The sequence below is a fragment of the Spirosoma fluminis genome (assembly GCF_054778895.1).
In genome coordinates, this window is the sequence record NZ_BAAGZD010000019.1 from 137,017 (window position 1) to 156,808 (window position 19,792).

The following is a 19,792-nucleotide window of genomic DNA, read 5'->3' on the forward strand; positions in this document are numbered from 1 at the left end:
CAGTTCGGTAAACTTGAAACTAACGATTTGAACGCTGGTGTACTCCCTGCAGACGAGGGTATGCTCAATACGTAAAATTCCAGCTGACGGAAGGAATGATCGAGCCAAATACCGAGAGTTGATAACTTCGGGTAGTGGTATTGACACGCTGAAAGTAAACTGAGTACGGGTTTTTGCGGGCGTACACGTTGTAAAACGATACTGACCAGTTGCTGTACCGACGCTGGCCGGGCGTTCGTCGACCGTCTTTCGTAAACGCCACATCCAGCCGGTGATAGCCGGCAATGCGGTCGGCGTTACGTTGTGAATAGTCGAGCACCTTGGTTCCATTGAGCCGGTAACTGCCATCAGGGTACGTAGTCGGCCGACCGGAGGTATAGACGAAGTTAGTGCCGAACGTCCAGCCGCGTCGCCACTTCCACTGCGTAGCGATAGTCAGGTTATGGGGGCGGTCGAACGTGGAGGGATACCAGTCGCCCTTATTAATCAGATCACGGACAAACGTAGTTGGTACCCGAGCCAGCGTTCGCGAATAAGTATAAGCCAAAAGGCCCGTTAGCAGGCCGCGCGTTTTCTGAATACTCACTTCTACCCCGTAGGCCCGTCCCTGAGCCCGTAACAAATCGGCATCCAATGTCGGATTCAACAGCAGGGTAGCTCCGTTCCGGTACTCGATCAGATTCGTCATGTCTTTGTGATAGACCTCCACGGACGTTTCATACTGATTGTCCTGGAAATTCTGAAAGTAGCCCACCGCCCACTGGTCCGCTACCTGCGGAGGTACCAGTGCATCGCTTACTTTCCAGAAATCAACCGGTGAAATAGCGGTTGTATTTGAGATCAGGTGCAGGTATTGGCGGGTCCGGTTATAACTGATTTTCAGCGAGCTGACCGGCGTTATATTTACCCGAACCGTCAGGCGGGGTTCCCAGCCGCCATACTGAGCCAGCGGCTGGCCAGCGCCGACTTGAAGGGTATCGGTAATGGTCTCGCGACTACGGGCCTGCCCTTCGGCATACTGGTACGTAACACCCGGCCCTACGTTTGTAAACTGTGCATAACGAATGCCAGCCTGTACCGACAGCCACCGAACTGGAGTGAATTCTTCCGATACGTACCCCGCCCACTCACGGGCCTGCTCAGCAGGTAACGTTTGCGCATTAACATTCGTACGCTCGCCAGTCGGCGCAATAGCTCCCGGCAGCAGACTATAGCCCGTGAGTGAACCCCCGAACTCCAGCCGATGTTTTGAGAGATTTTTTCCGGAAGGCGGAGTCCAGAGCATATCCAACCGGGCCTCGCGCTGGCGCAGGGTTGAGCGGTATCGATACGTGTTTGTCGTGTTCTGACCATCCAGATAAAACCGATAATCGCTTTGTGTGGCGGTCGCATTTACTGACAGATTTGAATTCAGGCGCTGGCTGTAGCGGGCCGTAATCAGTGTCGACTGGGTGGTATAGAGCGTATCCTGCGGAAATTTGAACGTATCAAACGATCGATACACCGTAGTCGTTAACTGGCTTCCGGCATTAAATCGGTAGGTTAGTCGACCGTTCAGGTCATAAAAGGAAGCTCGGTTCCGGTTAGTGGGGGCTGGAAACAGGCCGAGCAGCAGCGACGGGTACGCGATGCGTCCCCCCGCCAGAAATGTTAACTTTCTGTTTTTGATCAACGGTCCCTGCACCAGCAGCCGACTCGTGATCAGCCCAATGCCGCCGTTTATGCTGATTCGTTCGGTTTCACCCGATTTAGTGTTCATCAGCAGCAAGCTGGATAGCCGCCCACCGTAGGCTGCCGGAATACCGCCCTTATAAAGCGTCACATCCTGAATGGCATCGGCATTAAGGTTACTTAGTAAACCCAGCAGGTGACTCGTATTGAATAGTGGGGCACCGTCTAACAAGACCAAGTTCTGGTCGGTGCGGCCACCCCGGACGTTGAAGCCGCCTGCTCCTTCGCCAACCGTGCTCACACCCGGCTGCAAGGTCAACGCTTTGAGAATATCTACTTCACCGAAGACGACCGGAATGTTGCGCAGGTTTTTCATATCGAGCTTGACAATGCTCATCTGGGCTGCCGATACGTTGGCATCGGGTGCCCGGCCGGTTACGTTCACCTCTTCTAACTGGCGAACGTCGGGATTCATCTGGACATCGACCACCTCATCGGCCCGGCTCAGGTCTGCGTATCGGTTACGGCTATAATACCCCACCGCCGAAAAAGTCAGGTTGTAAAGACCGGGTAACACCGCTAGTCGGTAGGCACCCGTGCTATCGGTGGTCGTGCCAGCGCCCTGCTTTTTGTCCGTAACAGACACGCCCGCCAGCCCGCGCCCCGACGTACCGTCGGTTACCCGCCCCCGGATGACGTAACGTGTCTGAGCCAGCAACGGCAGCGACAGGATAGACCCCAAAAAAACGATAAGCAGACGTTGATACATACAAACACAAGGTAAACGCTATTTCCCGTATGTAAGCCAGTTGGTGGGACCGGCTGGTTGACTTTGATCTTGCGCCAGGCCCGGAACCACGGGTGGCGTGTTACTAAACAGAATCGGCCCATATCGGGTCACAAACTTGGCGTAATTCAACGTGTCGGTGTACATAACGATGCGCTGGCGACTAACAGCCGACGCGCCAAAGTAACCCAATGCCAGCTTATTCGTATCCGCCACCGACCTGACGTTACCTTCAATGCTGGCGGGCTGCGGGTCGAAAATCGTTCCACTACGGGAGAGTTGTTCCTGGTATAGGAGCCAGTACTGATAAGCTTCCCGCGAGAGCGAATACTGCCTGACTTCTGCGTATTGCGTGCCCAGTGCCACCAGCGGTGGAACCAGGACCAGCTGCCCCTCGATTCGATTGCCGTTAATGAGTTGATCACTTAATACGTTGGTGAGCGTACCATAGAACGGAGCGTACCTTCCCGGAGCGGATACATTATTATAAAAACCTAACGGGTCGCTGCCCCCCCAGATGGGCATATAACACATGGCCTGCCAGCGGTAGAAGTTACCGGAAGTGGCTGGATCACGGGTGTCAATTTTTACTTGAAACGTATTGAATTGTATCGTGTTCGGATCCGACTCCTGGTACTCAGCATACAGTCGTTCGATGGGAGGCACGGGTGCCATTAACTCAGGTCGGGAGACGTATTGACTTCCGTCGGGCAACGTAACGCGTAGGGTGTATAAACGACCCGGTACACCCCGCAGCCGTTCATCGCGTAGCCAGTAAAAAGCGGGATTCAGCGGATCCTGCAGCAGTTGGGCCTGGTTGCCGAGGTTATCCTCTACCGTAACGGAAGCTCCGTTAATAGCCAGTTCGTCTGGAATCAGCAGCGACCGGCTTAAATTTCCCGAATACGTCAGCTTTATGGGATAAGGAGGAACTTCATCGGTAATCAGTCCCTCCACGACCAGTCGTCGCTCCGTTTGGCGGATGGGTAAGTCCACCTGATCAACGCATCCCCACAAGATGCACACTAGCAGGCACCCGGCCGCCCACCGTCGAATGAGGAGAAGAAATTGCCTATTTATCATTACAAGATCAAAGTGTGTATGACTAGACTCTACTCAGCCAGGTTCAAAACTCCGTCTCATGGTGTTAGCTCCCACCAGTCGGTGCAGCCCACGGTGCGGTTAACTCCCGTATTGATCCGTTGCGCTTCGTAACCCCATCCCAGGTAGGCCCGTTCGGGCTTGGCTCCGTCGGGGGCACTAAAGACGGCCAGCAACTGGTTACCCTGACCCGGATAGTCGGTTACGTATTGCCAACGATCCGTAGCAGGATCATACTGCCAGATGTCACGAAGACCCTGACCATCGAGAGTCAGGCCCAGACCGAAATAGCCTTGACGGGCCAGCGTAAAGCCTGTACCCCGTTGCCGGAACGGACCAGGAAAATCAGCTCGCCTGGTCCACGTATCGGTTGTTGGATCATAGGCCCACAGTCGGATTGGCTCGCCCGGCCGCTGGTTCACCACATAGCCGATGTTGCGAATAGAAAAGGTAGCGAGCGTGCCGGGCGGCTCGGGCAAGGGGGCACGTACCGTCTGGGTGAATATGGCGTGGATGCTGCGCATAGCTGGTGAACCATTCTGAGTTAGAAAATAAGCTTCGTCAGTGGTGGTGAAAAAAGCCAGTTCACCATCTTCACCGCCATAGAGCGGTAAAACAGGGCTACCCCCTACTGGAAAAACGGCCGACATATCGCGGTAATAGAAATACTTGCTGGGTGCCCGCTCCTCGGTAACAAAGCCCAATCCGCTGAATAGGTACCGGTCTACACCCAGGAAAAATAGGTTGTATTGTATCATACCGTGGCGAGGTATTCGGTTGTCGACCGGATAGTATGGCCAGCTATCGGTAGCCCGATCGTAGAACTTCACATCCATGTAGTTCCTCTCCTGCGGGCTAGGGTACCGTAACAACTTCACCTGCTTACCTATATACGCGCCGATACTCGGGTTGCCACAGCCATTGTCTGGATTAGGCCCGCAGATGCCATCCATCGCCACGGGGTAACCGGTGTAGTCGCCCCCGCTGAAACTGACATGGGCCAAGCGCGTCCAGTGAAGAGCAGTGTTCAGCTTGTGCGTGTACATCCGTACCGCCGTGATCGAGTCCTGATCAGCAAAGCGAAAGGCCAGCCGGACTTGATAAGTTTGCCCGCTGCTGAGGCCACTCATTTTCAAGGTTGTCAGATTGAAGTCCTTCAGAGCTTTGGTTTCACTAGGCGTTATGGTGACGTTACTACCCTTATCGTCTGGTGAAACCGTGATGCGCCAGTCAGCTGCTTCAAGCCGGATGTCTTTTACGATAATCTCCGCCGAGCTGGCATCTATAGCCTGAACACTTACCAGGGATGCCTGAGAGGCCGTAACCGGATCGAGTGGGATGATGGGCGCTACTACATCGGTGGTTTGGCAATCTACCATGGCGAACAGTATACCGAAACCAGCAAACCATCGAAAAACCCAGACTAACCAGCAGGAGCGATTTTCCATAAACGCTTCACAATAGGCAACAACTTAGTAAATATTGCATTTAACTTAGTGAAAACAATCCAATTAAAGGATTTACGAGCTACTTACCTCTCGCCGTTGTATAAGGGCATGTTAACGTCTGTTCGTTACGTCCGTCGACTACCTACTTTCATCGATTCAGGTACGACCATCACAAACAGGGGTATTAACCAGGGGTTAGCTGATCTTCGTTTGAGTTAGGCAGCACTACCTCTAACTCCCGATTAAACGTACTTGGCTCTCCAACGAGCTAAAACAACCTCAATCAGGCGTTTTTAGTACAGATCCTTATTCAGCAGAAAAACAGGCAGCTAAGGCTTGATTATTTTTAGGTTCTGCCGCTGAGCCTGAACGCCATTACCGGCCTCACTTACCACTCGCAAGAGATAAGCACCTGAATTTTGCCCCTGCATGTCCCAGTCCACGAGCTGTACAGCCTCCGCCTGATCCCAGTGCTGGCGATGGATCGGCTTACCGCTTAGATCAACCAGTTCAACTTGTAACGAGCGACCCTCAGCACCGCGAACAACGGCCCGTAGTTTATCTTGCTGGATGGGGTTAGGCGCTAATTCTACCTGCAGCGGTCTCTCGAATTGGGCCTCTTCCCGAGCCCGGCAGTTAGCGTCAACCGCTAACCGATACGGACCGTAGACCTTCACCGCGCCCGAGCGGTCAGTGACTTTGACAAAGAAGTTGCCCTGGGTGTTACTCTGCGCGTTGATTAAGGTCAGGCTCGACGTAGCCGTACCTCTGAAAAGCTGGGGCGTCTCCATCAGCTTAGGACTCGTCAGGCTGTTCTTGTACCATTCATACTTCACCGGATCTCCATCAACGACTACGTTAATGACGGTTGTCGCTCCCCGGCAGGCGGTGGGGTTATTGCCCCCCAGCACCGTCGTGGAAGCCGTAGCCGTACAGCCATTGTCTAAACGGATAACGGTTACGGAGTAGACGCCCGTGGTGGTTACTTTAGCCGTGTTGCCGCCCTCCTGCTGAACAGCGCCAGTACTGAAGACATAACTGTAGTTGGGGCTGGACGTAGCCATCAACGTAACGGAAGTGTTGGTAAAGGATAAGGGACCGTTGTTGGTCAGATCGACCGTAGCGGCATTTACGTTGATACCAACTGTGGTAACGGCCGATGCTGAGCAGCCATTATCTCCCGTCACCGTCACAGTATAAGTACCCGGCTCGGTTGTCGTAGCCTTAGCGAAACCCGTTTGAGCGATTGTCGTTGACCCGGCAAAACTGTAACTCAGAGAGCCCGTAGTACTGCTGGCAGCAATAAGCTGGGCAGAGCGCTTCGCGCAGGTAATCGCTCCATCATTAGTTAAGGTTACATTTTGAGGAGCGGTCGTGTTACTCTCAACCGTTGCTGTTGTCGCAGCGGAGCAGCCATTAGCGCCCGTGACTGTAACCGTGTACGTACCACCTTCGGTGACGGAAGCTATGGCATTGGTACCGCTCTGGTTGAGGCCCGGCCCGGAGAAAGCGTAGTTGCTCTGACCTGATGGCCGCGCGGTCAGTGTGACCGTAGGATTCGCACAAGTGATTGTGCCAGAACTAACCAGGCTGGCGTTGGGGGCAATCGTGTTACTCTCAACCGTCGTGACTGCGGTGCTTACACAGCTATTGGCACCCATAACGGTTACGGTGTAGGTACCGGGCTGGCTTATCTGTGCAATACGCCCGGTGGCGCTTATGGCCTCTGGCCCGGAGAAGGTGTACGTAACATTTTCTGTGCTGCTGCCAGCCGTCAGGCTGACGCTGGTTTGGGCACAAGTCAGCGTACCGCTATTACCTAAAGTCACATTTTGGGGAACCACTGTGTTACTCAGAACTTCCGTAGTTGCGGTGGCCGTGCAACCAGTAGCGTTGGTCACTGTAACCGAATACGTACCGCTTGCCGTGAGCGAAACGGTTGGGCTGGCTCCACGCTGGCTGAAGCCTGGTCCGGAGAAAGCATAGCTACTCTGCCCTGATGGACGGGCTGTCAACGTAACGGTAGGATTCGCGCAGGTGATGGTACCCGAGCTGGCCAGACTGGTAGTCAAAGCCTCAGGTTCACTGATGGTGAACTGGCGGTTCATCTTGCAACCGTTAGCATCCTCCACTGTAACGATGTACGTACCGGCTGACAGCCCGGAGGCTGTGGCTTCTCTTCCACCCGAGGGTGACCAGTTGTAGGTGTAGCCCGGTGTGCCACCTGTTGTCGTAACGGTAGCGGAGCCATTGCTCCCCCCAAAGCACGTAACATCCTGCTGAGAGCCGCCGGTTTGCAGCAAAGGTGGCTGATTGACCGTAACCTGTTGGGTGAGAGTACAGTTGTTGGCATCAGTCACCGTCACACTGTAGACCCCTGCTACTAGTCCGGTGGCAGTAGCCTGGTCGCCCCCCGACGGCGACCAGCGGTAGGTGTAAACTGCTGCCCCCCCGCTGACATTGACCGTAGCACTACCATTACTACCCCCAAAACAGGAAACATCCACACCAGATGCGGTAGCCTGTAAGGGCTCGGGCCGTGACACGGTCGTGGTTGCCGTTGAAGAGCAGCCATTGGCTCCTGTCACCGTTACGGAGTAAGTGCCGCTTGCCGTGACTGATACGGTTGGGCTGCTCCCGCTCTGATTGAGTCCCGGTCCGGAAAAGACGTAACTGCTCTGACCCAATGGGCTGGCCGACAACGTAACGCTGGTCTTGTTGCACGTTAACGGCCCGTTGTTCGTTAACGTCACGTTTTGGGGAGCCGTCGTGTTCTGTTCAACAAGGATGGTTGCGGTGGCTGTGCAGCCAGTGGCGTTGGTCAGCGTGACCGAATACGTACCGCTTGCCGTGAGCGAAACGGTTGAGCTGGCTCCACTCTGGCTGATGCCGGATCCCGAGAAAGCATAGTTACTCTGCCCTGATGGACGGGCCGTCAACGTAACGGTGGGATTCGCACAGGTGATGGTGCCCGAGCTGGATAGACTGGTAGTCAACGCTTCAGGCTCACTGATAATGAACTGGCGGGTGGCCTGGCAACTATTGGCATCCGTTACGGTGACTGTATACGTATCGGCACGCAGGTTGGCAGCGGTTGCCTGGCTTCCCCCAGCCGGCGACCAGCTATATCGATAACCAGGTGTACCACCCAAAACATTGACGGTTGCCGAACCATTGCTGCCGCCGTTGCAACTCACGTCAGTCACGGAGCCATCGAGAGTCAAGTTGGTCACAGTTAGAGGAGTCACAGCAGTACTGGTCTGGTTGTTGGCAGCTACAGTGAGTGTATAACTCTGGCCCCCCGAACCGTTCGCTACGAGGGTCTGATTGAAGGGGCTGCTGTTGGCGGTGCCATTAATCGAGCTGGTGCCATTCGTGAGTGTGTAGGTATAGCTGCCCGTTACGTTGCTCAGGTTGGCCGTGAACGTAGCAGGGCTACCCGCACAAACCGTACCTGCGCTTGCAGCAAAATTGCTGATAGCAGGCAAAGCAGCCGTGACCGTCACCGGTACAGTGGCTGGCTGGCTACAGGTCCCTCCCTGGCTTACTACCACGGTGAAGGTCTTGACGCCCGTCGTAGTCAGCGTAGCCGACACCACAGCGCCGGTAGTACTGCTCAGCTGGGCACCTACTGGAGTCATCCATTGGTAGCTACTACCTCCGGCTGTACTCAAACTAACAACACTACCTACGGCAGCCGTCGATAAACTGGTGGTTGCGGTGGCAACAAAAGCATCACCCCCCTGCCCTGTAGAACAGAAAAGGCTAAACGCAGCGGCACTGCCCCCATCGGGCAAGCCCGCATTATTACTAAAATCTTTGTTCACAACCCTACACAGGGCCGTCAGGCTGGCCGGGTAACAACCACTCAACTGATTTTGGTAGAGGTATAGAATTTGAATATTGATCAGACTGCCCAGACTCGAAGGGAGGCTACCACTCAACTGGTTGTTGTGGAAGGCTAGATATCTCAGATTGGTCAGGTTGCCCAGGCTCACAGGAATACTTCCGCTCAACTGGTTGTTCTGGAGGGCTAGGATTCGCAGGTTAGTCAGATCACCTAGACTTGCAGGAATACTTCCACTCAACTGATTATCGCCGAGAGTTAGATTTTGCAAGTTGGTTAGGCTACCCAAGCTCACAGGAATACTTCCACTCAACTGATTGGTGGAGAGAAGTAGAGTTTGCAGATTAGCCAGACTACCCAGGCTCGCAGGAATACTCCCACTCAACTGGTTGTTGCCGAGGGCTAAAGTTTGCAAGTTGGTCAGACTACCCAGGCTCGAAGGGAGGCTACCATTCAACTGGTTGTATGGTAAATCTAAACGAGTCACTCGTCCGCCTAAGCAGGTTACCCCATACCAGCCACAAGGGTTACAGTTAGTGAGCCAACCCGTCTTGTTAGCCCAGTCTGTGCCATTGGTGCTGTTATACAAATCCACCAGGGGCTGGTAGTCGGGGTGGCTGTCCACCGTCAGGTTGGTGCTGGCCTGAGCCATCTGCCCGTTGTTACTTACCGTCAGCGAGAAGCTTTGACTACCTGCCCCACTGGCTAGCAACGTCTGACTAAAGGGATTGCTGCTGGCGGTGCCATTGACCGAGTTAGTGCCATTCGTGAGTGTGTAGGTATAGCTGCCTGTTACGTTGACCAGGTTGGCCGTGAACTGAGCCGTCTGACCGGCGCAAACAGAGTTGGCACTGGCCGAGAATTCAGTAATAGTAGGTGTAGAGACGCCCAATTTGACGATCCAATAGTCAATTGTACCCTGATTTCCGGTCACATCACCATCATTGGAGGCTGTATAGCCTGCGGCTACATACTCTCCATTTGAGGTTGGCACAATGCCAGCTGCCAGCTCCGCCTGTGAGCCACCAAGCGACTTTTGCCAGACCAGGTTGCCCGATTCGTTTAACTTCAACACCCATAGGTCAAAGTAGCCACGCGGATTAGTTATATCGCCATTGGAAGAATTAGTCGTACCGATTACAACGAAGCCGCCATCTGGGGTAACTTTTATATCTTTAGCACTATCGCTGTCGTCTCCACCGTACGTTTTCTGCCAGACCAGGTTGCCCGCACTGTTCAGTTTCACAATCCAATAATCAGCTCCCCACCTCTTACCCAATAAATCACCGTCCTCAGATGCCGAATAGCCAGCAATGACAATGCCGCCGTCGGGGGTAACCACCAGGCTATTTCCTTCTTCGAAATGGGTTCCTCCTAACGACTTCTGCCAGAGCAGATTACCCGACGCGTTCAGTTTGGCAACCCATAAATCATCAAGCCCATGATTGCCGGTCACCTGACCGTCGGCGGAGTCAGAGCTACCGGCCACGACAAGGCCCCCATCAGCGGTAGTTGTTATGGCATAAGCTCGATCATAACCACTTCCCCCCAGTGCTTTCTGCCAGAGCAGATTACCCGCGCTGTTCAGCTTGAGTACCCAAAAGTCAATGTATCCGTGATTATCCGTTACATCTCCATCAAAGGACATGGACGACCCAACAACTGCGAAGCCGCCATCTGGCGTGGAAACTATATCCTGGGCTACGTCATTTAAGGAACCACCGAAGGTTTTTTGCCAGACCAGACCACCCGCGCTATTTAACTTAACTATCCAATAATCGGTTGTCGAATGATCGCCCGTTACGTCTCCGTCACTGGAGGAGGTTCCACCTGCAATCACAAAACCACCGTCCAACGTAGTAGTCACCGCATACGCGTCGTCACCGCTGCTGCCCCCCAACGCTTTTTGCCAGACCAGATCACCCGCGCTATTCACTTTAACGACCCAGACATCAGCCCGCCCATGATTTCCGGTAACATTGCCATCTGTAGATTGTGCCCGTCCTACCGCTACATAGCCCCCATCCGGTGTAGCAACAATATCATTTGGAATATCAAGAGCTGATCCTCCCAACGCCTTCTGCCATATTATCGAAGGAGCCTGGCTAACTCCAGGTAATGGTAAGCTGAGAAAAAGTAGAGTGAACCAAAAGCCAAGTGCATATCGAACTGACGCTATCAGAGAAATACGGATGGGTTTATGTCGCTGGTTTATCGAGAGATAACGCTGATCGGGAAGAGAGTAAAAACAAATCATATATGCGTTGAATTAACTGTCAAAATATTAAGTACTACTAGCGGCCATAGGGTACGCATGCATTTGAGGAAGCGCTCATATACCAGGTCAGGGGTCTGGACAGGCAGCAAGAAGGGTTATTGCAGGCAAGAACGAGCTAAAGCCGCTTGCTGGAGCGGTCGAAGAAGCGCTGGAAGTTACTATCATTGAGAACAGACTGCCGTATCGAAAAGAGGTCAGAAACGGCGGTGTAAGTTTAGAGGACAAAAAATCAAACGGGGTGGACTTCCGTTCGAAAAAGGTGGACTCTTGTTCAGATGGGGCGGAGAAGCGGAAAACGAGCGGCTGAAACGGTGAATGCGGCTAAAATCGACGCTGGAAAGAAATAATGAGTTGTCGCCAATGGGCCGACCGTTCAGTTGTTACTTGAATGATTGAACGGTCGGTCCATTGGTTACGCCTGCTGGGGCAGCAGAATCGTCATGCCGTGTTCGGCGAAGATCTGAGTGATTCTGGCCATGTCGGGTTCACCGGGTGGCAAGGCCGCCAGCTTTTCAAAAAACGCTTCGAAGCTGCCCGCGTTCTGAAAACCGTGGGGTACGAACCGGGGAAAGAAGATACGGTCCCCCGCCTGAGCCACAAACTGCTGATCTCCTATCATAACTTCCAGCTCACCCTCCAGTACATAGATCAGTTCATCTTCCCGTTCGTGAACGTGGGGCGGCAAGCTCAAACCTGGTGGGGTAATCAGCTCAAAGACGTAGTAGTTTCCTTCGGTGGTATGTTGGGTAAAGAGAGCCGTAATGGCATGACCCAGCACGTTAAATTGTTTGCCTTCGCCCTGACGGACGACCCCGCCGGTGGTAGTTAATGACTGCATGGTTATGGTTGTTTTATCACTGTAGAGGAGGTGTTATTTACTGAACAAAGCTATCTGCCGAGCAGGGCGGGAATCGTTCACCTAGGTTAAGAAATCAGGGCCGGCCCTTACTTTTTTACGGCTGCAGCTTGGCAACTGAGATTTGGTTGCGACAATCCACCATCCACCACCAGGCATAGCATCGAACGTAGGTGTACGCTGCTACAAAACGATACGTCGACGGGGTTGCGTCACAATCGGTCCAGCACTCTGATGGATCAGCCGGCTTTCACCGGTTCCAGCCCATGCTGCTTCATAATAGCTAAAACCCGCTGCATATCTGGCGGTCCACCCGCATTGATCACCTCCGCCAGTTCGCGGAAGTAAGCCGGGCCAATACTGCCCGGCGATAGTGTGCATAAAACCCGGGCGTCGTGGGGGTGATTGTTGGAAAACCCGTGCACGAGCCCGCGCTTAATGAATAACGTATCACCTGGATTTAAGCGCAGGGTTTCTGGGCCATAAAGCATTGTCAATGTCCCCTCCAGCATGTAGAGCGTTTCGTCGACATCGACATGAAAGTGCGGAGCGGGGACTCTGGCGTTAGACGGAACCAGCATCTCGAACATCACCAGGCTACCATCGGTATCCTGACCATCGACCAGGAAGTTTAACTGCAGGCCACCAATAGTGATCTGCTCTTTATACGTAGGAAACATACGGGAAAGGTTTACTGAACAAAAGTACCGGCGCGGGCAGCCGCCAAACGTTCACCCAGGTTAAGAAATCAGGGCCGGCCCCATGATTTTCTTGCGAATTCGGCTCAACGATTGGGGCTTGATGCCAAAATAGGAAGCGATGTAATGCTGAGGGATTTGCTGCACGATGCCAGGGGCATCTTCATGCAGTCTGAGGTACTTTTCTTCGGCCGATAGGGTCTGCCATTCAATGAGCTTGCGTTGGGCCGCTTCGAGCGTTCGGCGGGAGTGAAGCCGGTACCAGGCCTCCAGAGCGGGGATACCCTCCATGGCTTCCTCCCAGCCATCTTTATCGAAATACACGATTTCTGAATCTTCCAGCGCATGAATACTATAGCTGGAAGGGCGATTCGAGTACAAGCTGGTTTTATCGCCTGCCCACATACCGGGAAAGGCAAAAAACACGGTGAATTCGTCCCCCGCATCGTTGGTATGAAAGGCCCGCAAACAGCCTTGATTGACGTAGGCGACAAAACGGGCATGCTCGTTTTGCAGGTTAAAAAACTCTTTTTTTCTTAGCTTTTTCACTCCCAGATAACCCGCCAGCTGCTCAAACTCGGCGTCGGTAAAACTATGATTACCCGTCATGTCCAGAGTACGGCGCAGGGAAAGAAATTTATCAAGGTTTTCCATGTGTATAGACAATTGAAGAGGTAAAACGTTGGGGTACGTAAGGCCAGTTACCGGGCCTGAAATCTCTTCACAAGTCTACTGGGATGCCGCCACAAAGAGGTGGATTCCCCTTCGAAAAAGGTGGACTATTGTTCGGATCAGCCACAAAACCGGACTTTGGCGGGTGAAATACCTATTTTTCTGAAAACATCTGGTAAAATGCCCCCAGTGATGAGCAATAAAAAAGCCCACCTGAGGTATATGTTGGTCATCAACATCCCCGGTGGGCCAGACTATGGCTACGTAGCAATAAGCTAGTTTGTTGCCTGTAGTTTTGTAATTAAACCCGGTCCGTAATACAATACGTAATACGTATCCCGATTCGCATTGCTCAACAGAATATCGACGGGGGTGATGGCCGGAGTGAACAAACTCATTGTGGCATCGTCGCCACTGGCAACCCGTCCGGGCGTTGAAAAGCCGAACTCCGTCACCAGAATTTTGCCACCAGGAGCCAACAAAATATCGGTTAAGCCCGAGAAGCCATCTTTCTGAACGGTTACTGTGCCGGTTGCACTCACTTTATAAATTTTCGAAAGTCCCGTAGGAAATGGGAAGCCGGTCAGTGTGCTGACCAAGAAGTTGGTTCCATCGTACACAATACCCGTGGGCACAGCATCGATCGTCGGCGGCCCCACCGTTGGAAAACTAGGGTTGGGGACATCAGGGAACGTAGCGAAAATACTCAGACTTCCGTCGGTTTTCTTCCGGCGCACAATCGCATTCCCACCTGCGTCGACAATGAACAAATCGCCATCGGGCCCGAATGTCAGATTGTATGGATTTGAATCGGGGGTATCGGGCGCATTAGGATGCTTAGCTTTCACAAAGCTGCCGATGTCTTCACTTTTCAGGGTGCTGAAGTCTACGGCTGGCGTTACACCGGGCACAAATCCCGCCACGTTGGCTATGTATAATTTGTCTTCCGTAGCATGCAGGATGTATAATGTTCCATTGTCATACAACAAATGGTTCAGCCCTTCGGGAGAGTTTTCGGGGCTCAGGGCCGACGGGAAACCGGTGATAACCGGATAGGTCGAACCCGATGGAGTAATTACAGTAACCTGCCCGTTGTTTACGGTTCCGCTACCGGCTTCGGTTACCCACACATTGCCTTTCGGATCTTCAGCTAATCCAATCGGAGACTTGAGCCCGGTTGCCAGTGGGGGGCCCTGCACGGCTACTAACCGGGTAGGAGCCGGAAACTGGTGGTCTAAGATAGCACATCCGGCCAAACCGAACAGAAAAAGACTGGTCAGCGCAAACGGCTGAAATAAACGGGAAACGTAACGGTTTTTGAACATAATTGTACGAGTTGAAACTAAGTGTAGGAAAGATCCAAAAATAAGGTGTGGCTATATCTGTTTCATAGTCAATACAGAACTATTATAAATATTTTTATTACACAGCAAATGGCGTACTACTCACTTACAATGTCACTATAGCTATTTATCGCAAATTTGGTAACATCCATGTTTGTATGTGGGCAGTTGATTACCTGTGTTCCCGTAACTTACCCCAGAAGGGCAGAAGTGTCTTCCTTCGTGATAAGGGCCGGCCAATCTGGCCTCCATTCGTGTTTTTTGAAAGCTCTCATACACACTGAAGAATTGGCTTGTCCGGCAATAAGTCATTACACCATTCGCAATCAGCGCCTACATGCGCAGCGAGAAACGCGTGAGGGCTAAAGCAGATGCCCGCAAGTTTACAGGACGAACTTCAACAGGATGCGATTTTTTTAGTGTGTGGTTATCACCAGCAGCAACGTATAAAATTAGAATCCGATTCGTCGTTGTCACTGTCTGCATCGTAATTCTGTCTATATGATAAATCGAGCAATGTTGCTTGCCGTCGACAGAAATCGTAAAACAGGAACCTGCATAGTTTTACGGTTACAAATGACTCCGCAAGATTACGAGAGACTCGGCAGAATCAGGTGGAGAATTGTTCGAAAAAGGTGGACTATTGTTCAGATTGGACCGAAAGGCGGAACTTGGCGGGTGAAACGCCAAATTCTTCTGAAAACACCCGGCTGAAATACTTGGGATCCTCAAAGCCCACTGCATAGGCGACCTGAGAAATGTTCAGGTCTGTAGTAACAAGTAGTTCCCTGGCCTTAGTCAGCCGCAGTGCTCGCACGTAGCGCGTGATGGACATCCCCGTCAGGGCGACCAGCTTCGAATGGAGAGTAGTGCGGCTCATTCCCATCTGCTGGCAAAGATCGTCAATCGACAAATCGGTATTGGTCAGCTGCTCATCCAGCGCCGACCGCAGCTTCAATAAAAATTCAGCTTCGGATGAAGCCGTTTCCTCCGGAAGCGGCAGCTCGGGCGGGGCGCTGGCCAGGGCCAGTTGGCTGTAGTGCTGCTGGAGCAAACGCCGGGATTGAAGCAGGTTACTCAGCACTACCTGCAGCTCTTCCCGGTGGAAGGGCTTGGTCAGGTAAGCATCGGCCCCGCGCCGGAGCCCGGCAATGCGGTCGCTGGCTGCGGCTTTGGCCGTCAGCAGCACAACTGGAATATGGCTGGTGCGTGGGTCGTTTTTTAGCTCGTCACACAATTGAAACCCGTCTTTGAGCGGCATCATTACGTCGCTCAGAATCAGATCCGGTATGTTGTTGACAGCCAGGTCGACGCCAACCTGTCCGTTTTCGGCCCGGATGGCCTGGTACTCGGCTTGTATGCAGGCGAGAATATAGGCAGCTACGTCTTCATTGTCTTCCACCAGCAACAGTACCGGTTTTTTGCCCTCAATATCAGTTGTCGGTTCAGCCTCTTCCAACCTATTCATATACGGGCTAACGGGCTCGGCAATGGGTACTACTGCCACCGGGGCCTGCTGGGTATGGCGCAACAAGATAACAAACTCAGCCCCCTCGCCCGGCCTGCTCCAAACAGCCAGACCGCCATGCATCAGGGAAACGAGTTCGCGCACCAGCGAGAGTCCAATACCCGTTCCGCCGGCTTCAGAGACCGGATGCATACTGGCAGCATCGGCAGACCGCTGATAAAATCGATCGAAAATTCTCGGCAGGTCATGAGCGTTGATACCGGAGCCGGTATTACGTACCCGTACGGCAATCCAGGGAGAGCTGCGGTGTTGCGTCGGGGCAATCGCTTCATGATAGCCTTCGGGCAACGGAATCCATTTCTCGTGGGTGCTTACCTGTAAGGAAACGCGTCCATCGGCGGGAGTGAACTTAATGGCATTGGTGAGCAGGTTGGACAAAATATCCTGCAGTTTATCCTTATCGAAATCAGCGTCGAGAACCTCCCTATCCGATTGAAAATGCAGATGAACTCTTTTCGCAGCCGCTATCGTATGGAACGACTCGGCAACGTAGCGGGTGAACCCGATCAGGTCGGCCCGGATGGGCTGCAAATACATCTCCCCCGCTTCGAGTTTGGAGAGATCCAAAATCTGGTTGATGAGCCGCAGGAGGTTGCGCCCGTTACGTTCGATCAGTTCCGACGACCGTTGGATCCGTTGCGTCAGTTCGACTGGATCATAGCGTTTCAACTCCGAGGTCATGCCTAGAATAACCGTCAGCGGAGTACGAAACTCATGCGAAATGTTGGCAAAAAACCGCGATTTCGTTTCGTTGAGTCGATGAAGCAGTTGAGCTTGTTGCTCGATGAGTGTTTTGTCCTCTTCAATTTGAGCGGTAGCCTGCCGAATTTCAGTCTGGAGTCGCACTTCAACCCGCTGATGCGACCAGATACGCCACTGCATCCAGGCCCAGATGCCACCCATCAATGCCAGAGCACTCAGCAGTAAGAACCAGATTTGCAGGTAAAAAGGCCGCTGAACCTCAACCTGAATGGTCAATGTATTGGCCGACCATTGGCCGTTGGCAGCCTGCCCTTTAATCAGAAGCTGATGCGTACCATAGGGCAGATTACTCAGCCGCAGCGATGACTCGGTCTGTTGCGTCCACGACTCGTCGAGGTCTTTGAACTGATAGGCATACATGTTTTTTTCGGCGTCGGTATAGTTCAGCAGTACAAAATCCAGCACCGCCGTCTGGTCGTCGGGCCGAATCGTGATCGTTTGTGTTTTCGCTACGTCCCCGGTTTTGTCGACAAGCTGCCGAAGCCCCGGATCGAACTGCCGAAACGAAACCAGGCGCATCAGCAGCGGAGCGGGTGTTTTTTCCGTCTCAAAATTGCGGGGGTCAAAAGCAGTAATGCCGTTCAGTCCGCCGAAATAAATCTGACCATCTTTGTCCTGAACATGCGAAATTCGATTGAACTCGTTATGCGTAATGCCATCCTGCACAAAATAGGTCTGTGTGGTTTGCCGGATTGGATCGAACCGCATAATCCCGTAGTCGCTGCTCATCCAGAGGTTTCCCCGCCGGTCAGGGTAAACGGCATAAATATTGTCGTTCGACAATCCCTCGCTACGCCGGAACTGGCGATACTGATTTTGTTTACGATCCCAGCGGATCAGACCGGCATTAGCCGTTGCCAGCCAGTATACGCCCTTCGGGTCCTGATAAAAGTGTTGATAACTATCGGCGGGCAGGCGAAACCCACCCTGCCCGCCCGTCCAGTAACGGGCCGTAATGCCTTTTTGCGGATCGAGCGTGTATAGACCGGTGTCTGAGCAAATCCAGATGGTTCCGGTACGGTCGGCCCCGATATGCAGTACGTGCGACTGGGCCAGCTCCGTAAATCCATTGTACTGGGTGAATGGAGCAGCCTGCCCGGTTGCAGACCAAATGTACCAAAGTCCCATACGGCCTCCAGCGATCAGCTGGGTTTGGCGGTAAGGAGCCATCGTCCAGACCGTTTCGTTGGTCACCGGATTTTTAGGCAGGGAATCTATCAGTGTATAGGGCGCTGTGCGGCTTGGTAAAATAGATTGGTTGTACTTCCCCGTTTTAAGATCATACAGGAGCAACTCACCTTTAAGACTAACGTATAGCTTTCCCGCACCATCCGCCCGCAGGCCAGACATCCCGGCAAACGCCGATTTTCCGTACAATTTTTTTGGTGCGCCCCCTACCTGGCTGCTAGTGTAAAGCCCAAATTTCTCCAGATTTGCGAAAACCTGATTGTCAGTTACTACGATACCACGGATGGCAGCAACCGTTTCACCCGAATTTGATTCCGTATAAAAAAACCGACGAAAATGGTTTCTGGCGATTTTTACCTGATAAACCCCAAAACTGGTGCCCAGCCACATCCAGCCATTTCGGTCACAGAGGAAGCTTCGGTTGGTGATTGCCTCGCCCGACAACTGATTTGTAACGTCCAGCACGACCTCACCGGCTGAATTCCGCAGTCGTATCCCATCCCATATCAATCCCGTTGTGTCAACTGAGTAGCGAACCGGAAACAGGAGTTGTTGAGTTGATTGCGACTCCGGAAAAGCCATTCGATGCTGATTGCCGAACTCATCTATTCGAAAGAATATCCTCTCATTAGTAACCAGATTGGTTGTAAAAAAGAAAAGCTCAGTACCGGCATTTCGCTGACTAAAACACGGTACAACAGTAGTCCCCTGATGTTGATAATCTTTAAGAACATGTCCTTCTGCACTTATTTCAACCAGGTGCTTCGTATCAGCGATGGCCCAAACCGTATTGCGGACAGTAACCTGAATGACCGACAGTGTCTTAAATCCAGATAATGAAGCATGCCGAAGTCCGGTTTTTGGGTGGTAAGTAGTAAGGTGGGCGGGTTGACAACTCGCCAGGAAAATAGTGCCGTTTTCGCTATTCAGAACACGCAGGGGTGGGTTTATGCAAGTAGCTACCAGTTTCTGGTTAAATTTTTTTTCAAATGAAACAGCGGTATTCGTCAGGGGATTGAAAATTGTAACTTGTGATTTGCCGTACGGCCCCATTAACCACAAGTTTCCATCGGCATCCTGAGCAATGGATTGAATATCATCAAAATCAAGTCCGCTACGCTCTTTGGTGAAGGTAGTGAATGTCTTACCGTCGAAGCGGTTCAGGCCGAACTTGGTACCAAACCACATGAACCCCTGCCGATCCTGAAAAATGGCGTTGATTTCCCGGTGCGACAAGCCGTTTTCGGGTCCGTAGTGTTTTACCCAGGCGACGTAGGGCTGCGCTTTAGCCAATGTACAGACCCAGACGAGTAGGCTTATGAGAAGACTTGTAACTTTCACTATCGTCGATTCAGGCCTGCGAAACGAAAAACAAACTTTCATTACGTTTGAACGAACCCAGGTACTGATCAGACTGCTCTCTGAATGGATACGTTACGTTCGTAAATATACCCCATAAATGAATCAATGCGGGTACTTCATTAAGTTCATGTTTGTTCGTGCTGGCTAAGCCTCCTAACGGATTGCGTTCATTTCAAGCTGTCTGCCCCAATCTTACAAAACAGGTCCAGATGCGTTACCGATCTAATGAGTAAGCAGGAGAAAGGCATTGT

General features: G+C 52.5%; 9 protein-coding genes. All 9 read right to left on the reverse strand.

Annotation, left to right across the window (positions count from 1 at the left end):
- Positions 1-64: 64 nt before the first annotated feature.
- The 9 genes from ACYVBJ_RS19590 to ACYVBJ_RS19630 all read right to left on the reverse strand — a co-directional run bounded on the left by ACYVBJ_RS19590 (position 65) and on the right by ACYVBJ_RS19630 (position 19,520).
- Entirely contained in the window at positions 65-2,440 is a 2,376-nt protein-coding gene (locus ACYVBJ_RS19590; protein ID WP_460983998.1) for a TonB-dependent receptor, read from the reverse strand.
- Positions 2,441-2,458: 18 nt separating this feature from the next.
- On the reverse strand, positions 2,459-3,541 hold the full coding sequence (locus ACYVBJ_RS19595; protein ID WP_460983999.1) for a DUF4249 domain-containing protein: 1,083 nt from the start codon (positions 3,539-3,541) through the stop codon (positions 2,459-2,461).
- A 56-nt stretch (positions 3,542-3,597) separates the two neighbouring features.
- Positions 3,598-4,938 carry a Kelch repeat-containing protein gene (locus ACYVBJ_RS19600; RefSeq protein ID WP_460984000.1) on the reverse strand — a complete coding sequence of 447 codons (1,341 nt, stop codon included), beginning with the start codon at positions 4,936-4,938 and terminating at the stop codon, positions 3,598-3,600.
- Between the two features lie 398 nt (positions 4,939-5,336).
- Entirely contained in the window at positions 5,337-10,928 is a 5,592-nt protein-coding gene (locus tag ACYVBJ_RS19605) for a leucine-rich repeat domain-containing protein (RefSeq protein ID WP_460984001.1), read from the reverse strand.
- Positions 10,929-11,544: 616 nt separating this feature from the next.
- Positions 11,545-11,970, reverse strand: a complete 426-nt coding sequence (locus ACYVBJ_RS19610; protein ID WP_460984002.1) for a cupin domain-containing protein — start codon at positions 11,968-11,970, stop codon at positions 11,545-11,547.
- Between the two features lie 257 nt (positions 11,971-12,227).
- Positions 12,228-12,668 carry a cupin domain-containing protein gene (locus ACYVBJ_RS19615; RefSeq protein ID WP_460984003.1) on the reverse strand — a complete coding sequence of 147 codons (441 nt, stop codon included), beginning with the start codon at positions 12,666-12,668 and terminating at the stop codon, positions 12,228-12,230.
- 60 nt (positions 12,669-12,728) lie between these two features.
- Positions 12,729-13,340 carry a Crp/Fnr family transcriptional regulator gene (locus tag ACYVBJ_RS19620; protein WP_460984004.1) on the reverse strand — a complete coding sequence of 204 codons (612 nt, stop codon included), beginning with the start codon at positions 13,338-13,340 and terminating at the stop codon, positions 12,729-12,731.
- 293 nt (positions 13,341-13,633) lie between these two features.
- On the reverse strand, positions 13,634-14,683 hold the full coding sequence (locus ACYVBJ_RS19625; RefSeq protein ID WP_460984005.1) for a ScyD/ScyE family protein: 1,050 nt from the start codon (positions 14,681-14,683) through the stop codon (positions 13,634-13,636).
- A 658-nt stretch (positions 14,684-15,341) separates the two neighbouring features.
- A complete protein-coding gene (locus tag ACYVBJ_RS19630; RefSeq protein WP_460984006.1) occupies positions 15,342-19,520 on the reverse strand; it encodes a hybrid sensor histidine kinase/response regulator transcription factor in 4,179 nt (1,392 codons plus the stop codon).
- Between the last annotated feature and the right edge of the window lie 272 nt (positions 19,521-19,792).